The organism is Allobosea sp. P2_B12 (genome assembly GCF_056404835.1).
Map to the genome: position 1 here is coordinate 261,163 of NZ_JBFUDG010000003.1, position 19,842 is coordinate 281,004.

A 19,842-nucleotide genomic window follows, 5' to 3' on the forward strand; every position below is an offset into this window, starting at 1 on the left:
CTGCCCTAGGATCAGGCGAGCGATCCGAATTTGAAGGTGTCGCCCTCCAGCCAGAACTGGACGGCCTTGCCACGCAGGCCGGGATCCAGGTCCTCGGCCGCCTTGTAGTAGCCGTCGATGGCGACCAGTTCGGCCTCCATCTTGCGGCAGAAGATGCGCGCCCCGGCATTGCCCATGGTGCCGGCGAGCGCGCGACCTCTCAGCGTACCGTAAATATGGATCGATCCGCCTGCGACGATCTCGGCCCCCGAGGCGACCGATCCGACGATAGTCACGTCGCCTTCGATGAAAATCAGAGACTGGCCGGAGCGCACGGGCTCGGTCACGACCAGGGAGGGCACCGACCGCGCCGGCGGCGGAGGTGAGGCCGCGACGCTTTTGCCCACAGCCGCGTTGTCCGCCGCGGCCTGCTCAGCCGCGACGGGTGCCTCGATGTCCGAGGTCGTGCGGCCGTCGGTCATTGCCGGGGGCAGGCTCGAATCGAGCAGGGACGGACGCGCGCCCTCAATGCCCATGATCCGCACATGACGCACCCCAAGCTGTTCAACGAGATCGCGAAGCTGCGCGCGGTCGACCTCCAGCCCGGCGATGTCCAGCACGACCGGCCGCCGCATGAAGAAGCCGGTCGAGCGCGAGGCGAGATCGTCGAGCCGCGAGAGCCAGTCCGCGAAGGGCAGCTCGGGGCTCAAAGACAGCGCAAGGAAGCTTCGCCCCTTGAGGCGAATGGGCCTGGGTTGGATTAACACGCTGGTCATCTTGGTAAATTTTCGGTTGATTCTGTGTAGGGCCGGCATGGTTAACAGAGGGTAAACCGGCAAGACATATCGCCGAGCGCATCCGTTTTTGAAGCGCGATGGACCCGAACAAATTATCATTTATTTTCAATGCGATAGATCCACCTGCAAGCCGGCCGATAGATTGTCCGCGCGTAACGATGCAGCCCAAAATCGGCGCTTCGTCACCGCCGCCCAAACAGCCGCTCGATGTCCGACAGCTTTAGCTCGACGTAGGTCGGGCGGCCGTGGTTGCACTGGCCTGAATTGGGCGTGATCTCCATTTCGCGCAGCAGCGCGTCCATTTCCTCGGGCCGCAGGCGCCGGCCGGCGCGGACGGAGTTGTGGCAGGCCATCGTCGCCAGCACATGGTCGAGGCGGCGTTCCAGCGAAGCCGCTGTTCCCTGCTCGGCCAGCGCATCGGCGACGTCGCGGACGAGCTTCTGGAGGTTGCCGCCGGCAAGCTGCTGGGGCGCCTCGCGCACGAGGACCGCGCCCGGCCCGAAGGGCTCCAGCCGCAGGCCGAGCGTCGCCAGATCGTCGGCCGCCGCGTTTAACCGGTCTGCATCGACGGGATCGAGCTCGACCACCTCCGGCAGTAGCAGCGGCTGGCTGGCGATGCCGGTCTTCGCGCGCTCGGCCTTGAGGCGCTCATAGACCAGGCGCTCATGGGCGGCGTGCTGGTCGACGATGACGACGCCCTCGCGGGTCTGAGCGACGATATAGGTTTCGTGGAGCTGGGCGCGGGCGGCGCCGAGCGGGCGGTCGAGCCCGTCCGGCGAGGGCTCGGCGAGATGGGCGCGGGCATCGGCCGAGGAAGCCTCAAAGCCGGAGAAGCCCTGCTGCGGGCGGGCGTCGAAGCCGGTCGCGGCTGCGCCCCAGGCGGGCATGTCGGGCAAGTTCGGGCGCATCGGCGAACTGGCGTTTCCGGTGCCGGCGAAGACGGCGCGGAAGGCTTCGAGCGTGCGGGCGCCGCCCGTCGTGGTGGCGCGGTGGCCGGCCTCGGCCAGAGCCGCCTTCAGCCCGGAGACGACGAGCCCGCGCACCAGCGTCGGGTCGCGGAAGCGGACCTCGCTCTTGGCCGGATGGACGTTGACGTCGACGAGGCGCGGGTCGCAGGAAACATCCAGGAAGAGCACGGGATGCCGGTCGGAAGGCACGACGTCGGCATAGGCGCCGCGCACCGCCGAAAGCAGGAGCTTGTCGCGCACCGGGCGGCCGTTGACCGCGAGATGCACGCCGGCCGAGGTGCCGCGATGAAAGGTCGGCAGGCCGGCGAAGCCGGTGACGTGGAAGCCCTCGCGCCCCGCATCGAGCCTGAGCGCATTCTCCGGAAAATCGCGGCCGAGCGCGCGGCCGAGCCGGCGCAGGCGGCCGTCATCGCCTTCGGCCTCGGCCGGCCAGTCGAAGGGCGAGACGTGCTCGCCTTCGAGCGAAAAGCGGATCGCGGGATGGGCGATGGCGAGGCGCCGCAGCATCTCCGAGACGGCCTGCGCCTCGGCCCGGTCGCTCTTGAGGAATTTCAGGCGGGCCGGGGTGAAGGCGAAGAGATCGCTGACTTCGATGCGCGTGCCGATAGCTGCCGCGACGGGACGCACCACGCCCTTCTCGCCGGCCTCGACGACGAGGCCTGAGCCTTGGGCCGCATCATGCCGCCGGGTGGCGATCGACAGCCGCGCGACCGAGCCGATCGAGGGCAGCGCCTCGCCCCGGAAGCCGAGCGAGCGGATGGCGAAGAGGTCGCCGTCGGGCAGCTTGGAGGTGGCATGGCGCTCGACGGCCAGCGCCAGATCGTCGGGCGTCATGCCGGAGCCGTCGTCGACGACGCGGATCAGTTCGCGCCCGCCGGCCGCGATGGTGACGGAGATCGCGCGCGCGCCGGCGTCGATCGCGTTCTCGACCAGTTCCTTCACGGCAGCAGCCGGCCGCTCGATCACCTCACCGGCGGCGATGCGGTCGACGAGGACGGGATCGAGGCGGCGGACGGACATGCTGGTTCCGGGGCGGCGAGAGGGCGCGGCGCCGAATCGCGCCGCTGCCGACGATCAGGATAGCGCCTGAGCCTGTCGAATGCCCGTGCCGAGGCGGCTCAAACCAGATCGACCGGCCGGCCCACCGCCTGCACCAGCAGGCGCGGATCACCGAAGAGGCGGCCTGCCACGCGCTTGACGTCGGCCAGCGTCACGGCGGCGAAGAGCCGATTGCGCTCGCTCAGGAACTCCGGCTCGAAGCCGTTGGTCGCCAGGCTGAGCAGTTCGGAGGCGATCTTCGGCGAAGTGTCGAAGCGCAGCGGATAGGAGCCGATGATGTAGCGCTTGGCCTCCTCGACCTCGTGTTCGCTCGGGCCTTCATTGGCGAGCTTCGCCATCTCCTCGCGGATGACCGTCATCGATTCGGCGGCGCGCTCGTTCTTGGTCGCGGTGCCGCCGACCAGCATGGCCCCCTCGCGCAGAGGCAGCAGGCTGGAGGAGACGCCATAGGCGAGGCCGCGCTTCTCGCGGACCTCCAGGAACAGCCGCGAGGTGAAGGCCGAGCCACCGAGGATGTGATTGAGAACGCTGCCGGTGATGAAGTCGGGATCGTGTCGCATCAGGCCGGGGCGGACGAAGCGGATGACCGTCTGGGGCACGTCGAGATCGATGACATGGGTCTGGCCGAGGCCCTGGATCGGCAGCGGCTCACCCGGCAGCGCACGCGGCAGGCCTTCCGGCAGCGCGCCGAAGAGCTGGTCGAGGCGGCGGGAGAGTTCCTCGGCTGTGATGTCGCCGACGACGACGATTTTCAGCCCGGCGCGGGCGAGAAGGCCGTGCGACAGCGCCTTCAGCGCGGGGCCCTCCAGCCGCGAGACGCTGTCGACATCGCCCTTGTCGGGACGGGCGTAAGCGTGGCCGGCAAAGGCCGCCGCATAGAGCGCATTGCGGCAGAGCGTCTCGGGGTTTTGCGCCTGGCGCTGCAGGCCGGAAATCACCTGGCCCTTCACCCGCTCGACGGCGTCGGCATCGAAGCGCGGCGCGTTCACCGCGAGCGCCAGCAACTCGAAGGCCGTGTCGCGATGGCTCGACAAGGTCTGGAGATGGCCGTGGAAATCGTCGCGGCGGGCGTCGAAGCCGAGGCTGATCGCATGGTCGGCGAGCTTGCCCTGGAAGGCCTCGGCGTCAAGATCGCCGGCGCCCTCGTCGAGCAGGCCGGAGATCAGATAGGCGCTGCCGGCGGCATTGTCGGGGTCGCGCGTGGCGCCGCCATCGAAGGCGAAATCGACCGCGATCAGCGGCAGGCTGTGCTCCTCGACCAGCCAGGCCTCGACGCCTGCGGGCGAGCGCACCTTCTGGACGGGGACGGAGGGGCCGGCGAGGCCGGTGACGGCGGGAACGGGTGCGTTCATGTCATGTCCTGACGGCGGGCCAAGTTCCGATCGGAAATCCGGCCCTGCCCTGTCGAGAAGGGGAAGCGGGCTCAGGCTGAAGGCAGCAGCAGGCCGGTGACGCAGCGGTCGGGCCGGAGATAGCGGCGCGCCGCCTCGACCACGGCCTCGCGCTGCACCGCCTCGATCCGGGCGGGCCAGGCCAGCACGTCCTCGACGGTTTCGCCGACGGCCAGCGAGGCGCCGAAGATGCGGGCGAGCGAGGACTGGCTGTCGCGAGAGAAGATCGTCTCGGCAACGAGACGGGTGCGGGCGCGAGCGAGTTCGAGTTCGCTCGGCCCCTCGCTCAGGAAGGTCGCGAGCGCGGCGTCGAGACCGGCCTCGAGATCGGCCATGGTCACGCCTGGACGCGGGCTGGCCGAGACCTGGAAGGCGGAGCGGTCGACCATCGAACCCATGAAATAGGCGCTGGCGCCGGACGCCAGATCGTCCTCGACGCAGAGCTTGCGGTAGAGCCGCGAGGTCGTGCCGCCACCCAAAATCTCGGCAGCGATCTCCAGCGCGAAGACCTCGTCGGTGTCGCCGCTGCGATAGGTCGGCGTCAGCCAGCCGCGCCGCAGCGAGGGCTGGCGCACGCGCGGATCGCTCAACGTGATGCGGCGTGCGGCGCGCGGCTCCGGCTCGGCGGGGCGCTTGCGGACGGGCGTTTCGCCGCGGGCGGGGATCGTGCCATAGGTTTCCTCGGCGAGGCGGCGCACGGTGTCCGCATCGGTATCGCCGGCGACGACGAGGATCGCGTTCTCGGGCGTGTAGAAGCGCTGGTAATAGGCGAAGGCGTCGGCGCGGTTGAGCTCCTCGATCTCGTGCTCCCAGCCGATGATCGGCGTGCCATACGGGTGATGCACGAAGAGCGCCGAGGAGAACTCCTCGCCGAGCTGGGCGGCGGGATCGGAGTCGACGCGCATCTTGCGCTCTTCCAGCACGACGTCGCGCTCCGGCCCGACGACGCTCTCGTCGAAGGCGAGGCCCGTCATCCGGTCGGCCTCGTAATCCATCATCGCGCGCAGATGCTCCTTCGGCACGCGCTGGAAATAGGCGGTGTAGTCGAAGGAGGTGAAGGCGTTCTCCTGGCCGCCGAAACCGGCGACGATCTTGGAAAACTCACCCGCCGGCCAGCGGGCCGTGCCCTTGAACATCAGATGTTCGAGGAAATGCGCGATGCCGGATTTGCCCGCCGGATCGTCGGCCGAGCCGTTGCGATACCAGACCATATGGGTCACGACCGGCGCGCGCCGGTCCGGCACGACGACAACATCGAGGCCGTTGGCAAGCCTGAAGGATTCGACCTGCTGGGCGGCCTGGGGCTGCGAATGCATGTTCACCTGAGGCCGTCTCCATGACTGGCGCGGATGCATCGCGCGCAGGGATTGGGCGCGGAAGCGTGGCCGCGCCGGAATGTCCGAGACTCAGGAGATAGGGCGGCACAGCGCGAAACGCCAGAGCCGCGCCTTCGGGCGAGCCGGAGTCGGTCCGTCATGCGGTCACGACCCCGGCATCGCTCACTGCATCGGGATGGTGCCGCTCAGGAACTCGCGCTGGCCCACGGCCTGCTTGTCCTCGACCGGGCCGCCCCTGCCCGGGCCCACCGGGGCGGAGCCGGCCGGGCGGCGATAGCCCACCGGCGGCTCGGACAGCAGACGGCGCGGCGGTTCCTCGCCATAGACCAGCTGGTCGGCAGCGGCCTGATTGTGGCGTGTCGCCAGTTCGCGCCCGATCCGGATCGGGGCAATCTGGTTGTTGTAGTTGTTGTGCTCCTCGGCGATCTCCGGGCGGCCGGCATCGCGCGTCGTGCGACCGCGGCGCAGTTCCTCCTGGCTGAGCATGGGATTGTTGCGCCAGTTGGGATTGGAGCCGGCGGGCGCGCGGGCGCCCTGCGCCTCAGCGCGGCGGGCGGCGACGTCGGGATCGTTCGGCCAGGCGGCATTGCGGGTGCTCGCGGGCTCCTGCGGGCGCGGCAGGGCCGAGCCCGGGGGGACGACGAGCGGCGGACGCTGCCGGTACTCGATGTCGTCGCCCGGACGGCCACCGATGACGCCCTCCATCAGATTCTTGAAGAGCATGCCCTCCTGAGCCAGCGCGGGCTGGGCCGCGAGCAGAAGGCCGCCGGCCAGAAGCAGATGCGTCACGCGGATGCGATGAGCCATGTCAAACCTCCCTCGGGGATATTGCTTCCCCGTCTCAAACCCCAGACCAACGGCAAAACGATGGCGAAGCCGGAGGTTATACCGACTTTTCCGCGCCCGGGCGGAAGGACTCATACAGCAGCCCGGCCACCCCGACAACGATGGCGGCATCGGCGATGTTGAAGATGTACCAGCTGAAGCTGCCGTAATGCAGGTGAACGAAATCGACGACGGCGCCGTAGACGGCGCGGTCGAGCCCGTTGCCGAGCGCACCGCCGACGACCAGCGCGAGGCTGACCACGGTCACCGGGCGCTGCTCGCGCCACATCCAGCGCCCAAGCCAGATTGCCGCGACGATCGAGACCACGACAAGCGCCCAGCGCCCGATATCGGTGCCCTGCTGGAACAGCCCGTAGGAAATGCCGCGGTTCCAGGCGAGCACGATGTTCATGAAGGGCGTGACCGCATACGGCCCCGTCTCGGCCAGGCGCAGCCCGAAGAGCAGCCAGAGCTTGAGCGCCTGGTCTGCCAGGAAGACGGCCAGGACGACGGCGACTCCGAGACGACGGACAGAACTCACCGCGCGCCCCGACCCAGTTCGCGCAGCGCTTTCGCATCGCGCGGCGTCACCGTCGGATAGGCAGGATCAGCGATGGCCGGGTCGAAATACTTCCAGGAGCGGGCGCATTTGACGCCCGGTGCGCGGGCGCAGACGACGGCGACGCCCGGGACGTCAGCCAGGCGGAAGGCCTCGGCCGGCCCCTCGCCGGCTGTCACGACGATGCCCGAGGTGATGCTGATCTCGGCGAGGTCGAGCCCCGACAAGGCGGCACGCAGATCGGGGTCATCGATGAAGACCTGCGGCGCGGCTTCCAGCGAGGAGCCGATGCGCTTGGCGGCGCGCTCCAGCTCGAGCGCGCCGGTGACGACGCGGCGAACCCTACGGATCTTGCTCCAGCGCTCGGCCAGTTCCGGATCGAGCCAGGCATCGGGTGCCTCCGCGAAGAGTTCGAGATGCACCGAGCCGTCGAGTGTCTTCTGGTCGGGATAGCGTTCGAGCCAGGCTTCCTCGGCGGTGAAGACCAGGATCGGCGCGAGCCAGGTCGTCAAGCAGCGGAAGAGATGGTCGACGACGGTGAGCGCGCTCTTGCGGACATGGCTGGAGAGCGGATCGCAATAGAGCGCGTCCTTGCGCACGTCGAAATAGAAGGCCGAAAGCTCGGTGTTCATGAACTGCGAGAGCAGCGTCACGACCTTCTTGTAGTCGTAGGTTCGATAGGCCTCCTCGACCTGCGGGCCGAGTTCGGCGAGCCGATGCAGCATCAGCCGCTCCAGCTCGGGCATGGTCTGCGGCTCCGTAACGCGGACGGCCTCGCTGAAATGGGCGAGCGTGCCGAGCATCCAGCGTTGGGTGTTGCGCAGCTTGCGGTAGGTCTCGACGAAGGTCTTGAGGATCTCCTTGCCGATGCGCAGATCGTCGGAATAATCCGCCGCCGCGACCCAGAGGCGCAGGATGTCGGCGCCGGAATCCTTGATGATGTCCTGCGGGGCGGTGACGTTGCCCTTCGACTTCGACATCTTCTCGCCCTTCTCATCCAGGCAGAAGCCATGGGTCAGGACGATGTCGTAAGGCGCGTGGCCGCGCGTGCCGCAGCTTTCGAGCAGCGAGGAATGGAACCAGCCGCGATGCTGGTCGGACCCTTCCAGATACATCACGCGATCATTGCCGCCCTCGCCGCGCCGACGGGTGCGCAGATCGGCGCGCTTCTCCAGCGTGAAGGCATGGGTCGAGCCGGAATCGAACCAGACGTCGAGCACGTCGGTGACGCGCTCATAGAGCGCCGGATCATAGCCGAAGGGCGTGAGGAAGCGGGCACCGTCCGTATCGGTGAACCAGGCGTCGGCGCCCTCCGCCTCGAAAGCGTCGGCGATGGCGGCGTTGACCCTGGCATCGACCAGCAGCGTGCCGGTCTCCTTCTCGACGAAGACGGCGATCGGCACGCCCCAGGCGCGCTGGCGCGAGACCACCCAGTCCGGGCGGTTGGCGATCATGCCGTTGATGCGGTTCTCGCCGGCCGCGGGAACCCATTGCGTGTCCTTGATCGCGCCGAGCGCGACCTCGCGCAGCGTGCGGTTGCCGAGCGTGTCTACGCCCTTGTCCATGGCGATGAACCATTGCGGCGTGTTGCGGAAGATCACCGGCTTCTTCGAGCGCCAGCTATGCGGATACTGGTGCTTGAGGCGGCCACGCGCGACGAGATTGCCGGACGCCGCGAGCGCCTTGATGACGACCTCGTTGGCGTTGCCCTTCTCGCCTTTGTCGGTGATGACCTGCGCGCCCTCGAAGCCCGGCGCGTCCTTGGTGAAGCGGCCATCGGCATCGACGGTGTAGGGGATATGCGTGTCGATGCCGTGCTCGGCGAGCTGGCGGCCATTGCTCATCCAGACGTCGAAGTCCTCGCGGCCATGGCCGGGCGCGGTGTGGACGAAGCCGGTGCCGGCGTCATCGGTGACATGGTCGCCGTCGAGCAGGGGGACGTCAAAGTCGTAGCCATGGCCGCGCAGGGGGTGGGCGCAGGTCAGGCCGGCAACATCCGTCGCGTCAATTTCTTGGACGAGTTCAAAAGCTTCGACCTTTGCAGCTTTGAATACGCCTTCGGCCAGGTTTTTCGCGAGGATGTAGGTCGCACCGATCTTCGCCCAGTTGTTCTCAGGGGCGGCAGTGACGCGATAAAGACCGTAGGCGATCTTGTGGTTGAATGAGATCGCGCGGTTCCCGGGAATTGTCCAAGGCGTCGTCGTCCAAATGACGACCGACGCATCGCAGTAGAGATTTTGGTCTTCTCGTTCGGTCGCGAGTTCGACAGGAAACGCCACGAACACCGTGTCGCTGACGTGCTCCTCGTACTCGACCTCGGCCTCGGCGAGCGCCGTCTTCTCGACCACCGACCACATCACCGGCTTGGAGCCGCGATAGAGCTGGCCGGTTTCGGCGAATTTCATGATCTCGCGGGCGATCTGCGCCTCGGCGGGATAAGCCATGGTCAGATAGGGATCGTCCCAGTCGCCCTCGACTCCGAGGCGCTTGAACTCCTGGCGCTGGACATCGACCCAATGCTCGGCGAAGGCGCGGCATTCCTTGCGGAACTCGACAACCGGAACGTCGTCCTTGTTCAGCCCCTTGGCGCGGTACTGCTCCTCGATCTTCCACTCGATCGGCAGGCCGTGGCAGTCCCAGCCCGGCACGTAGTTCGAATCATGGCCGAGCATCTGCTGCGAGCGGGTGACGAGGTCCTTCAGGACCTTGTTGAGCGCGTGGCCGATATGGATGTTGCCATTGGCGTAGGGCGGGCCGTCATGCAGGACGAAGCGGTCGCGGCCTTTGCCGGCCTCGCGCAGCTTGCGGTAGAGGTCCATCTTGGCCCAACGGGCGAGCAGTTCCGGCTCGCGCTGCGGCAGGCCGGCCCGCATCGGGAACTCGGTCTGCGGCAGGAACAGCGTCTGGGAATAGTCGACGGCGTCGGATGTATCTGCGGGTTTGTCTTGGGTCTTGTCGGTCATGATCGGCCCGGGCAATGCGGACAAGCGGGCCATGGGAGGCTGGCGCGGCGCTGGTCCATCGAGAAAGGAAAGAAAGCGATGGGCATCCCGGCCTGCGCGAGCGCCTGCGGATCAGCGCAGGGCGGCGGCCGGGTCCGTAATTCGCCCGAAACGGTCTATGACGATGGCGCGGAGTGCGAGCATGAGCGGCTTCTAGCAGGCGCGGCTTACGGAAGGAAGGGCGGCGTCTTGCTGAGAATGTCGCGCGCGCGCAGGCTGTCGGCATCCATCTGCGCGATCAGGGCCGGAAGTCCATCGAACTTCGCCTCGCCGCGCAGCCATTCGACGAGCGCGACATCGACCTGCTTGCCATAGAGATCGCCGGAAAAATCAAAGACGAAGGTCTCCAGCCGCGGCGCGCCGTCGTCGAAGGTCGGGCGGCTGCCGAAGCTGGCGACGCCGTCATGCCAGACACCGTCGATCTTCATGCGCACGGCATAGATGCCGTATTTCAGCCGGCAATCGCGGGCGAGATGCAGGTTGGCGGTGGGATAGCCGAGATCGCGGCCGCGTTTGTCGCCATGGGCAACGACGCCGCGCACGAACCAGGGCCGGCCGAGGAACTCCGCGGCCCGGGCGACATCGCCCTGCTCCAGGAGGTTTCGGATCAGGGTCGAGGAGACCGGCTCGCCAGCCCAGGCGTAGGGCGGCACGACCGAGACCGGAACACCGGCCGCGGCGCCCCTCGCCTCCAGCATCTCGGGCGAGCCGCTGCGCCCCTGGCCGAAATGGAAATCGAAGCCACAGACGAGGCCTGCGGCGCCGAGCTTGCCGAACAGGAGATCATCGACGAAGGCCTCGGCATGAACGGCGGCGATGTCGCGGTTGAAGGGCAGCACGAAGGTCAGCGGCAGGCCGGCCTGCGCCAGAAGCTCCGTCTTCACCGCTGGGGGCGTGAGGCGGAAGACCGGTTGGTCGGGCCGGAAGACACTGCGCGGATGCGGCTCGAAGGTCAGCGCAGCCGACGAGGCGCCCCGCAGGGCCGCCATTTCCCGTGCGACGCGGGCGAGTTCGGCATGGCCGCGATGCACGCCGTCGAAATTGCCCAGCGCCAGCACCGCGCCGCGCAGCTCAGCGGGGATCGGCTTGTCGGGGTCGAGGACGAAGGTCGAGGCAGCGGAGGCGGAAGAGGTCATCGGGCAGGACTATCCGGGCGCCCGGGCGCTCGTCGGGCCGGCCCGTCATTGGCCAGACGCGGCGGGGCGTCAAGCCGGCCGGTCAATCCGCGGGGCGATCGCCGGACGCGGATCGCGGCAGCGCCACCCAGGCCTCCCCCTCCAGAACTGCCTTGCCGTCGACCAGGCATTCGCAGAACAGGCGGGCGCGACGGCGCTCGGCGACGAGTTCCATGACCTCGACCCTGGCCATGACGACATCGCCGATCTTCACCGGCGCCAGGAAGGTCAGCGTCTGCGAGAGATAGACGGCACCGGGACCGGGTAGCTTGGTTCCAAGCAGGGCCGAAACCAGGCTCGCGGTCAGCATGCCATGGGCGATGCGCTGGCCGAACTTGGTCGAGGCGGCGTAGCGGTCGCAGAGATGGATCGGGTTGGCGTCGCCCGAGAGGTCAGCGAAGAGCGAGACGTCGCGCTCCATCACCGTGCGCATGAGGCTTTCGCTCTGGCGGATGGCCAGATCCTCGAAGGCGTGGACGGTGTAGAGGGCGCTGCGCATCGAGGTGAATTGCCTTCCTGCGGCGCGGCACTCAAGGCTCGCCGCCGGGATCGATTGTGTCTCGATCCGAACCTGTCACAGCAGCGGCAGGTCGGCCATTGGACTTTGGTGGCTTCGCCATAGGGCGTATTCCGCTGCGTCACTCCAGCATTGGATTAACGGCTTTGAAACACGGGCGCGCTATGACTTCCATCAACAACCGCTGCCCGATCAAGGCGGCGCGACGCGGGCTATCGTTCCCGCGTCTTCACGTTTGATTGGAGCACCGCAATGGCTCTCGACCCGTCCATGCCCATCCTGGTGGTCGATGATTACCAGACGATGGTCCGGATCATCCGCAACCTCCTGAAGCAGCTCGGCTTCGAGAATGTCGATGACGCCTCCGACGGTCAGGCCGCCATCGCCAAGATGCGCGACAAGCAGTACGGGCTGGTCATCTCCGACTGGAACATGGAGCCGATGACGGGCTTCGAGTTGCTGCAGCGCGTGCGCGAGGAAGACGGCCTGTCGGCGACGCCGTTCATCATGGTCACCGCCGAATCCCGGACCGAGAACGTCGTCGCCGCCAAGAAGGCCGGCGTGAACAACTACATCGTCAAGCCGTTCAACGCCCAGACGCTGCGCTCCAAGATCGAGTCCGTCTGCGCCATCTGAGAGCGTGAGCCGACCGGCTCACCAGACGAGATGCGGCAACGCATAGTCCGGGCGATGGCTTTGCCGCGCGAACCAGCCATGACGCTGGTCCCATGAAGCCTCCATCAGATCCTGGGCGTGAATGCCCGCCAGCACCATGATGCCGGTCGCCCCGAAAGCCTCCGCGCCGGCGATGTCGGTGCGGATCGCATCGCCGATGCCGCAGATTCGCTCGCGGGAGATCGGCCCGCCGCGTTTCTCCTCGGCGAGCGCCAGCGCCGCCTCGTAGATCGGCGGATGCGGCTTGCCGGCGTAGACGACCTTGCCGCCGATCTCCTCATAGGCCAGCGCCACCGAACCGGCACAAGGCACGATCTGGCCGCCACGCTCGACCACGAGATCGGGATTGGCGCAGATCATCTCGAGGCCGCGGGCCGCGAAGCCGGCAAGCAGATCGGCATAGGTCTCGGCGGTTTCGGTGGCGTCATCGAACAGGCCGGTGCAGAGGACATAGCTCGCTTCGCCCGCCCCGACCTCGGGAGCGTCGAGACCCGCGATCAGCGGTAGGTCGCGATCGGGGCCGAGCCTGAACATCGGCTGGCCGGCGCGGACCTGGATGAGGGCGCGGCAGACATCGCCCGAGGTCACGATCGCATCCCAGGCGGACTCTGGGACCCCGAAGCCGGCAAGCTGGAGCGCGATCCCGGCATTGGGACGCGGCGCGTTGGTGACGAGAACCACGGTGATGCCGCGCTCCCGCATCGCCACCAGCGCCTCGACCGCCTCGCCGAAGGCGGCGACGCCGTTATGGACGACACCCCAGACATCGCAGAGGCACAGATCGAAGCGGTCGGCGATCTCGGAAAAGCCGGACAGGGGCAAAGTGGCTGTGAGCTTCGATGGCGGCAAGACGTGTCACTCCCTCTGGCTGGGTGCGGTGGCTCTACAGCATCGGGGGTGATCTCGCACCTGCAACGAAGCCCTGCCGCCTGCCGCGATGTTCGGCGATCGGCGTGCCAAAACGTGCGCGACCAATCGATCAGGATGGGATCAGGCGCTGGCGCGGCGCAGCACGGAGCGGAAAGACTGACGCTGCGGAGGGGCGGCCTGCACAGGTGCGGCGGGGGGCGTGGGATAGCCGACGATCTCGGCCTCCTGACGCGGCGGCTCCGGACTCGGCTCGGGCGCCGCCACTGGCGGGGCGGGTTCGGCGAAGACATCGGGCTTGACCGGCCGCGCCGGCGAGAAGACCAGCCCCTGCGCCATCATGACGCCGAGATCGATCATGTCCGCGACGGTCGGATCGTCCTCGACCTGATCGGCGATAAGCACCACCGAGGCGCGCGCCAGCAAGGCCGAGAGGTCACCCGCGGCGATGTCCGAATCCTGCCCGTCGGCATGCTCCATCAAGAGCGCGGCGGGCGCCTTCACGAAGCGGATGCCGCGGTCGAACAGCGAGGTCGGATCGAGCCGGAGATCGACGAGCTGGTCGAGTGCGAAGCGCACGCCATTGGCCGACATCGCCCCAAGCAGGCCGAGACTCGTCGGATCGAGCCCACGGAAGACGCTCTGCGGCATCTCGATGATCAGGTGCCCGGTGTGCTCGCGGTATTTTTCGAGGATGCGCGACAGCGTCGCCAGCGCCTTAGACGAGTTCCAGGTTGCGGTGCTGAAGTTGCAGGAGACGAAGAGGTCGCCCTCCTTCGAGCCGAGATGGCGGGCGATGGCGAGCGCACGCGTCAGAACCAGCGCGTCCAGCGTCGGCCCGAAGCCACGTTCCTCGATGACGGAGAGGAATTCATGCGGCAGCAGCAGCGTGTTCTCGTCGAGCCTCAGCCGCACCAGCGCCTCGTAGCCGCGCGTGCGGCGCTGCGGCAGTTGCACGATCGGCTGTAGATGGACCTCGACCCGGCCCTCCGAGAGCGCGGCACTGATGACAGCGGCCCGTTCCGCCGCCGCGTATTCCTCGGCTTGGCGCGCGGCCTCGGCGCGCTCCGCGGCCAGCACACGGAGGCGCTCCTGGCGCGCGGCCTCGGGATCGACGACCACGACAGGCGCGGGTGCAGGCGGCTGTGTGGATGAGGACGTCCGGGACTGCACCGCCGAGATCGCGGCATCGTGGTCGGCCAGCGTCGTCGCGACCTGGTGGATGAGGTCGCCGAGCAGCCCGACCTCGGCGGTCAGTTCGTTGATGGCGGCGCGCGCCGGCGCGGCATCGACATCACGCATCGGCATCTGCTCCACCCTTTTGGAGAGGGCGTCGAGCCGGATCGCATTGGTGGCAAGCCTGACCTTGACCTCGCCGATGGCGGCCAGAACCTGTTCGCGCTGCGCCAGGCCGCGCCGCTCGAGCAGCCAGGCCGAGCCGAGCCAGCCCCCGCCGGCCAGAAGCAGTCCAAGCGCCGTGCTCAGCGGCGCGGGCAGAAGAAGCGTCGCGATCGCGCCAACCGACAGCCCGGTAACGGCGCTGACGAGGGGGTGCAGGGCATTGCGTCGGAGAGGGGCCAAGGCAGCGATCGCGCGAGGGGTTGATCGGGACGGGACGGCGAATCACACCATTACGTCGAGAGTACCCTTACGCCAGCCTGCAAGCGAGCTTTTGCCCTCGTTTGATGCCTGACGGGCGCATGGCATGGTCGATGACCCGCACCGGCCGGTCTTCCGCAGGTTTCAGGGCTGCAGGATGCCGAGGTCTGCGAGGATGCGGTCGATGACCTCGGTGCCGAAGCCCCGACGCATGAGCCAGAGCCGCGGCTCCGTCTCGAAGAGCGGAAAACGCCTGCGCAGCACCGCGATCGCCTCAGCCTTGTCCGTTTCGCTGCCCTTCTGCACCGCCTGGATCGCCCGCCCCAGCAGCGCGTAGGGGTTTTCGTCGGCCGCCAGAAACTCGCCATGCCCCCTGGCAAGCTGCCGCGCACCCAGCAGATGCGCGCCGAGCAGGGCGAAGAAATCATAGGATGGCGGGCGCCCGACGCTCAGTTCGATCGCACGCTCCACAAGCGGCAGTCCTTCGGCGGGACGGTTGAGCTGGATGTAACGCCCCCCGAGACTGGCCATGATATCGGAGTCAAAGGGATTGCGGATCAGGGCCTCGCGCCCCGCCTTGATCGCTTCCTCAGTCGCGCCGCGTACGAAAAGCGCGTCCATCATCGCTTGCAGGCTTCTGCCGCTGGAGGGGGCCAGACGTACCGCCGTCAGCGCGGCCGAGAGGGCTCGCTCGAGCGGCGAGCCCGCCTGGGGATTGAGACCGGAGGTGTATTCGCTCAGGCTGAGGAAGGTCAGCTGGATCCAGGCGGGATAGAAGGTCGGGTCCCGGTCGATCAGCTCCTGGACGCATTTGCGGGCTGCGAGATGATCCTCGGGCTTCATCGTGCGGCGGACGTCGATCGCCTGATAGATGCAACGCATCGGCCCGGGCGTAGGGTTCTGGCGGATATCGCCGTGGATGATGCCGAAGGGCTCAGCCAGCCGGGTCGCCAGACGTCGGGCGACATCGGGCAGGTCGTTATCCTCAGCCCCCAGCGTCCGCGTCGACGACGCCGACCAGACGATGCGGCCATCGCGGACCGACCGGAGGCGACCGAAGCCCTCCACCTTGCCATTGACCATCTGGCCCGTCGTTTCGAAGATATAGTCGATATTGACGGGCGGTTCCTGGCCGACCGGGGGCACCTTGACGGTCACGAGATCGTCGAAGCGGGACAGTGCATCGACCAGAACGCTGGAAAACCGGCGCCCGAGCGCGGTGATCGCGGGATCGTTGGGCAGATCGGGAATCGATACCGCCACGACCGTCAATTCCAGCGGTGCGTCTCGCATGGCAGGACCGGCACCGGTGACCGCCATGCGCGCGGACGGCTCCGGTGCAACACCGGGCCCACCGTGCAGCAGGCCCAGATACCATGCCGTCAGCGACAGCAATGCGAGGCAAAGGGCAAGGCCGGCCATCAGCGGCCAACGCTTCGCGATCCGATGCTCCCGCTGCGACTCCGGCTGCGGCTCGAGCAGGTCGCCCGGCGCGGGCTCCGGAACCGCGACGGATGCCTCGTCCGCCAAACGAACCGGAGCGGCGGCCTCGGCGGGCGCTTGCTCGGCCAGCTCGAAGACCGGGACATAGGCGCCGACCGGCATCGTGATCCGGACGGGATCACCGGCGCCCTCACCCGCATAGTATTGCGCCAGCGTCCGGCGCAGGCGACCGGCCTCGACGCGCACGATCGGGTCGGTCTGCGGATCGAAATCGGCGGGGCGGCCCAGCGCCTCGACGGCGATCGTGTAGCCCTTCAGCTCCGCGCCGCGCCCCGCGATGACGCGCTGGACCACGAAGCCGAGAAAGGCCGACAATTGCGGAGCGGCGCGAAACGCGTCTGAGTCGAGCACACGCGCAAGGCCCGCGCGGATGACCGCGGAGGTTTCGCCGCCCGGCAGATCCGAAGCTGCGCCACTGTCGTCCATCGGGGTCCGGTCCAGTTTGCGCCCCTATCAACAGCCTACGCCATAAGCGACGCTACGTCATCTGCCGCGGGACCCGTCCTGCCGAATCCCGCCGGGCGCAGGGATGGCGTGTCGCGCTGGTGATTTACAGCCCGCATCGTGCTGTTAGGTTGAGGGAAGATTAATCCACAGGACCGCCCGATGACCCCAGCACCGTCCCCGATCGCAAGCCCCAACGACCTCGAAGCCTTCTGGATGCCGTTCACGGCGAACCGGGCGTTCAAGAAGAATCCGCGCATGATCGCGCGGGCGGACGGCATGTATTACTACACCCCCGAGGGCAAGCCGATCATGGACGGCACCGCCGGCCTGTGGTGCTGCAATGCGGGTCATAAGCGCCGGCCGATCATCGAGGCGATCCAGGCCCAGGCCGAGGAGCTCGATTTCGCCCCCAATTTCCAGTTCGGCCACCCCAAGGTGTTTGCGGCCGCCGCCCGCATCGCGGCGCTGGCGCCGGGCGATCTCGACCATGTCTTCTTCGCCGGCTCCGGCTCCGAGGCCGCCGACACTGCGCTGAAGATCGCGATCGCCTACTGGAACGTGCTCGGCAAGGGCTCGAAGACCCGGCTGATCGGCCGCGAGCGCGGCTATCATGGTGTCGGCTTCGGCGGCATCTCGGTCGGCGGCATCGTCTCCAACCGCAAGTTCTTCGGCTCGCTGCTGGCGGGCTCCGACCATATGCCGGCGACCTATGACCGCGAGAAGCAGCGCTTCACCAAAGGCGAGCCGGACTATGGCGCGCATTTCGCCGACGAGCTCGAACGCATCGTCACCCTGCACGACGCCTCGACCATCGCCGCCGTGATGATCGAGCCGATGTCGGGCTCGACCGGCGTGCTGCCGCCGCCGAAGGGCTATCTCAAGCGCCTGCGCGAGATCTGCACCAAGCACAACATCCTGCTGATCTTCGACGAGGTCATCACCGGCTTCGGACGTCTCGGCCATGCCTTCGCGGCCGAGCGCTACGATGTCGTCCCCGACATGATCACCTTCGCCAAGGGCGTGACCTCCGGCACCGTGCCGATGGGCGGCGTGATCGTGCGCAAGCCGATCTTCGACGCCTTCATGAACGGCCCCGACAATGCGATCGAGCTGTTCCACGGCTACACCTATTCCGGCCATCCGCTGGCCGCGGCGGCCTCGCTGGCGACGCTCGACATCTATCGCGACGAGGGCCTGTTCGAGCGCGCCAAGATGCTGGAGCCGATCTGGGCCGATGCGGTCATGGATCTGAAGGAAGAGCCCAACGTGCTCGACATCCGCACGCTTGGGCTGGTGGCCGGCATCGATCTCGCCTCACGCCCCGACGGGGTCGGCAAGCGCGGCTACGAGGCGATGGAGCACGCCTTCCATGAGGAAGGGCTGATGGTGCGCCTGACCGGCGACACGCTGGCCCTGACCCCGCCGCTGATCGTCACCGAAGAGCAGATCGGCGAGATCGTCGAGAAGACGCGGCGAGTGATCCGGGCGGTGGCGGGGTAGAGAATAACCGAAACGCAAACAGGGCTGAGCCTAAGGGTTCAGCCCTGAGTACTATAGTAGATTAAACCGCTGAAAAACGACTAGGCAGCCCGATTTTCCAACGAATCATATCAGCAATGAGGGGATAAATATCGTTGTGCTTTGCTCCGAAACGCATGTAGCCGCTTTGAAGACTGCCGATGTCGCGATTTGCTCCATCGTCGGGCGGTAGATAGGCGGCAAGACCCGACAAACCGGAACTATTTCGTTCCTCTTCGCCCATTCCATAGTAATTCCACATCGGATTCGAATGCGTGAAATCCATATCGGAAATTGCGTCAATTAATTTCGCGAATTGATGGTCCGCGTCCTCAGGCCGCCGATTTGAAAAATTCAAATCATAGGTCAATTTTGCAAGCCCCTTTAGAACAACGGGCTGCGCAGAAACTGTGATTTCTTTTGCTTGGCGAACTCCAAAACTGGGAATCTCGATGATTCGTTCCCAAAGTTGAAGGACTGCAGGCTCTCTCGGCTCCACTACAGCAGGAGTAGCTCCCGCAACGTTGCCCTTGTTTAGAAAAGCAATCGCGTTGATTGCCACAACGTCCTTGAGGAGGATCGCACCTGTGTCTTCCGACCAATCCTTCGGTTCGCGGTCCGTTATCTGCACCTGCAAGTCACCCGCCAATCGCTCTTTGATGAAAACCGTGATTGGGTTGGAGCCATCAAATTGAAGCGCAAGAGAAGCGTCAACTTTCTTGCCAAGGCGATTGAGGTCATGGAAGAGTTGGCGTTCCTGGTGAATATCAAGACCGAGATGAACTTCGACCGTTAAGGTAGCGTATGAACGGGCAGCGTCATAAGCTTCGTTCCACACTACCATCTCCTCTTCTGAAATCTCAGCTCCCTTTGCTGGATAAAGAACCGGCGTCTTAGCGGGATATCGGCCACTTGACCTTACTGCATCAAAGAAGGCCATGCATTGCTCTGCCGCCTTGCGTCTATGCTGGCCATCAACGACCCACAACGTATGCCGCTCAGATAGGAAAACTCGAAAAGCGGCCGTTTCGCCGCTTATCGTCTCCAACCGCATACCTCGAATTCCACCGTTTCCGTTACCACCCGGCGGGACATTTCGGATATTTGCTACGATCGGTTGAAGCGAGAAATAGGGCTGTTCACCAAGCGCTCTCAGAATCAGATCGAACGTTGGATGCTCTGGCTTACCAGTGACGGACCTCTTCAGCCTGGCCGCCGAAACAAGGCCCTTCAACATATACACGGCAAGCTTCTTCGCATGATTGGGATCGAGAGGTCGCTGCGCGACAGGGCCGGAGTCCCTGTCATTGGCGACGTCCGATATCTCAAAGAACTTCCGGAATGGCACCGACATAGCAAAGACGCGGTGTCCCAGATTATGCCCAATGAAAACGTTATAGGGCGTTTCGTTGACGTCCCCCCCGCCGGACAGCGTATCGAGATCATCCAGATCATGCTGTGCTGCGAGTGGGGTGGGCAACTGTCCCGGTTTATTGTACATTGGTGAAATCCTTTTCTGAGAGCAGTGATAGCGCTTACGAGTTTCCCGACCGCGTTGCGCAGATCGATAAATACCCCATGGGATATTTATCGTCAATGCCTGGAATTGGAAAAAATTCACCCA

General features: G+C 66.3%; 16 protein-coding genes. 3 read left to right on the forward strand and 13 right to left on the reverse strand.

Annotation, left to right across the window (positions count from 1 at the left end):
• Positions 1-11: 11 nt before the first annotated feature.
• From minC to AC1DYU_RS10165, 9 genes are all read right to left on the reverse strand, one after another.
• Positions 12-755 (reverse strand): septum site-determining protein MinC, encoded by a 744-nt coding sequence (minC, locus tag AC1DYU_RS10125; RefSeq protein ID WP_476791735.1) that lies wholly within the window; start codon positions 753-755, stop codon positions 12-14.
• Positions 756-958: 203 nt separating this feature from the next.
• Entirely contained in the window at positions 959-2,764 is a 1,806-nt protein-coding gene (mutL, locus tag AC1DYU_RS10130; RefSeq protein WP_476791508.1) for a DNA mismatch repair endonuclease MutL, read from the reverse strand.
• Positions 2,765-2,862: 98 nt separating this feature from the next.
• Positions 2,863-4,155: a M16 family metallopeptidase gene (locus AC1DYU_RS10135; protein ID WP_476791509.1), complete on the reverse strand. Its 1,293-nt coding sequence runs from the start codon at positions 4,153-4,155 to the stop codon at positions 2,863-2,865.
• Between the two features lie 71 nt (positions 4,156-4,226).
• The gene (locus tag AC1DYU_RS10140; protein ID WP_476791736.1) at positions 4,227-5,510 is read right to left on the reverse strand and encodes a M16 family metallopeptidase; all 1,284 of its coding nucleotides are present in this window, start codon (positions 5,508-5,510) and stop codon (positions 4,227-4,229) included.
• A 183-nt stretch (positions 5,511-5,693) separates the two neighbouring features.
• Positions 5,694-6,338, reverse strand: coding sequence for a hypothetical protein (locus AC1DYU_RS10145; RefSeq protein ID WP_158482913.1), 645 nt, complete (start codon positions 6,336-6,338; stop codon positions 5,694-5,696).
• A gap of 76 nt (positions 6,339-6,414) precedes the next feature.
• Entirely contained in the window at positions 6,415-6,897 is a 483-nt protein-coding gene (gene lspA, locus AC1DYU_RS10150) for a signal peptidase II (protein WP_476791510.1), read from the reverse strand.
• Positions 6,894-9,878: an isoleucine--tRNA ligase gene (ileS, locus tag AC1DYU_RS10155; protein ID WP_476791511.1), complete on the reverse strand. Its 2,985-nt coding sequence runs from the start codon at positions 9,876-9,878 to the stop codon at positions 6,894-6,896. The genes lspA and ileS overlap by 4 nt, the downstream gene beginning before the upstream one ends.
• Before the next feature lie 206 nt (positions 9,879-10,084).
• Positions 10,085-11,053 carry a bifunctional riboflavin kinase/FAD synthetase gene (locus AC1DYU_RS10160; protein WP_158482910.1) on the reverse strand — a complete coding sequence of 323 codons (969 nt, stop codon included), beginning with the start codon at positions 11,051-11,053 and terminating at the stop codon, positions 10,085-10,087.
• An 82-nt stretch (positions 11,054-11,135) separates the two neighbouring features.
• Positions 11,136-11,591, reverse strand: a complete 456-nt coding sequence (locus AC1DYU_RS10165; protein WP_476791512.1) for a MaoC family dehydratase — start codon at positions 11,589-11,591, stop codon at positions 11,136-11,138.
• A gap of 270 nt (positions 11,592-11,861) precedes the next feature.
• Here AC1DYU_RS10165 and AC1DYU_RS10170 point away from each other — a divergent pair, with 270 nt between their 5' ends.
• Positions 11,862-12,245 (forward strand): response regulator, encoded by a 384-nt coding sequence (locus AC1DYU_RS10170; RefSeq protein WP_158482908.1) that lies wholly within the window; start codon positions 11,862-11,864, stop codon positions 12,243-12,245.
• A gap of 18 nt (positions 12,246-12,263) precedes the next feature.
• Here the strand turns inward: AC1DYU_RS10170 and AC1DYU_RS10175 are convergent, their stop codons facing one another.
• The 3 genes from AC1DYU_RS10175 to AC1DYU_RS10185 form a co-directional block, all read right to left on the reverse strand.
• Positions 12,264-13,133 (reverse strand): TIGR01459 family HAD-type hydrolase, encoded by an 870-nt coding sequence (locus AC1DYU_RS10175; RefSeq protein WP_158482907.1) that lies wholly within the window; start codon positions 13,131-13,133, stop codon positions 12,264-12,266.
• Positions 13,134-13,274: 141 nt separating this feature from the next.
• The gene (locus tag AC1DYU_RS10180) at positions 13,275-14,732 is read right to left on the reverse strand and encodes an EAL domain-containing protein (protein WP_476791513.1); all 1,458 of its coding nucleotides are present in this window, start codon (positions 14,730-14,732) and stop codon (positions 13,275-13,277) included.
• Positions 14,733-14,894: 162 nt separating this feature from the next.
• Positions 14,895-16,355, reverse strand: coding sequence for a tetratricopeptide repeat protein (locus AC1DYU_RS10185; protein WP_476791514.1), 1,461 nt, complete (start codon positions 16,353-16,355; stop codon positions 14,895-14,897).
• Between AC1DYU_RS10185 and AC1DYU_RS10190 the strand changes: the two genes are divergently transcribed.
• Positions 16,311-16,595, forward strand: a complete 285-nt coding sequence (locus tag AC1DYU_RS10190) for a hypothetical protein (RefSeq protein WP_476791515.1) — start codon at positions 16,311-16,313, stop codon at positions 16,593-16,595. The two genes, AC1DYU_RS10185 and AC1DYU_RS10190, sit on opposite strands and share 45 nt — an antisense overlap.
• Positions 16,596-16,859: 264 nt before the next feature.
• The gene (gene aptA / locus AC1DYU_RS10195; RefSeq protein ID WP_476791516.1) at positions 16,860-18,200 is read left to right on the forward strand and encodes an omega-aminotransferase AptA; all 1,341 of its coding nucleotides are present in this window, start codon (positions 16,860-16,862) and stop codon (positions 18,198-18,200) included.
• Positions 18,201-18,261: 61 nt separating this feature from the next.
• Here the strand turns inward: aptA and AC1DYU_RS10200 are convergent, their stop codons facing one another.
• Positions 18,262-19,719 carry a DNA sulfur modification protein DndB gene (locus AC1DYU_RS10200; protein ID WP_476791517.1) on the reverse strand — a complete coding sequence of 486 codons (1,458 nt, stop codon included), beginning with the start codon at positions 19,717-19,719 and terminating at the stop codon, positions 18,262-18,264.
• Positions 19,720-19,842 lie beyond the last annotated feature (123 nt).

Excerpts from the sequence above, each read along its gene's own strand:
- minC (WP_476791735.1), bottom strand. The coding sequence starts at position 755 with ATGACCAGCGTGTTAATCCAACCCAGGCCCATTCGCCTCAAGGGGCGA.
- mutL (WP_476791508.1), bottom strand. The coding sequence starts at position 2,764 with ATGTCCGTCCGCCGCCTCGATCCCGTCCTCGTCGACCGCATCGCCGCC.
- AC1DYU_RS10135 (WP_476791509.1), bottom strand. The coding sequence starts at position 4,155 with ATGAACGCACCCGTTCCCGCCGTCACCGGCCTCGCCGGCCCCTCCGTC.
- AC1DYU_RS10140 (WP_476791736.1), bottom strand. The coding sequence starts at position 5,510 with ATGCATTCGCAGCCCCAGGCCGCCCAGCAGGTCGAATCCTTCAGGCTT.
- AC1DYU_RS10145 (WP_158482913.1), bottom strand. The coding sequence starts at position 6,338 with ATGGCTCATCGCATCCGCGTGACGCATCTGCTTCTGGCCGGCGGCCTT.
- ileS (WP_476791511.1), bottom strand. The coding sequence starts at position 9,878 with ATGACCGACAAGACCCAAGACAAACCCGCAGATACATCCGACGCCGTC.
- AC1DYU_RS10160 (WP_158482910.1), bottom strand. The coding sequence starts at position 11,053 with ATGACCTCTTCCGCCTCCGCTGCCTCGACCTTCGTCCTCGACCCCGAC.
- AC1DYU_RS10165 (WP_476791512.1), bottom strand. The coding sequence starts at position 11,591 with ATGCGCAGCGCCCTCTACACCGTCCACGCCTTCGAGGATCTGGCCATC.
- AC1DYU_RS10170 (WP_158482908.1), top strand. The coding sequence starts at position 11,862 with ATGGCTCTCGACCCGTCCATGCCCATCCTGGTGGTCGATGATTACCAG.
- AC1DYU_RS10185 (WP_476791514.1), bottom strand. The coding sequence starts at position 16,355 with ATGCCGGTCGGCGCCTATGTCCCGGTCTTCGAGCTGGCCGAGCAAGCG.
- aptA (WP_476791516.1), top strand. The coding sequence starts at position 16,860 with ATGACCCCAGCACCGTCCCCGATCGCAAGCCCCAACGACCTCGAAGCC.
- AC1DYU_RS10200 (WP_476791517.1), bottom strand. The coding sequence starts at position 19,719 with ATGTACAATAAACCGGGACAGTTGCCCACCCCACTCGCAGCACAGCAT.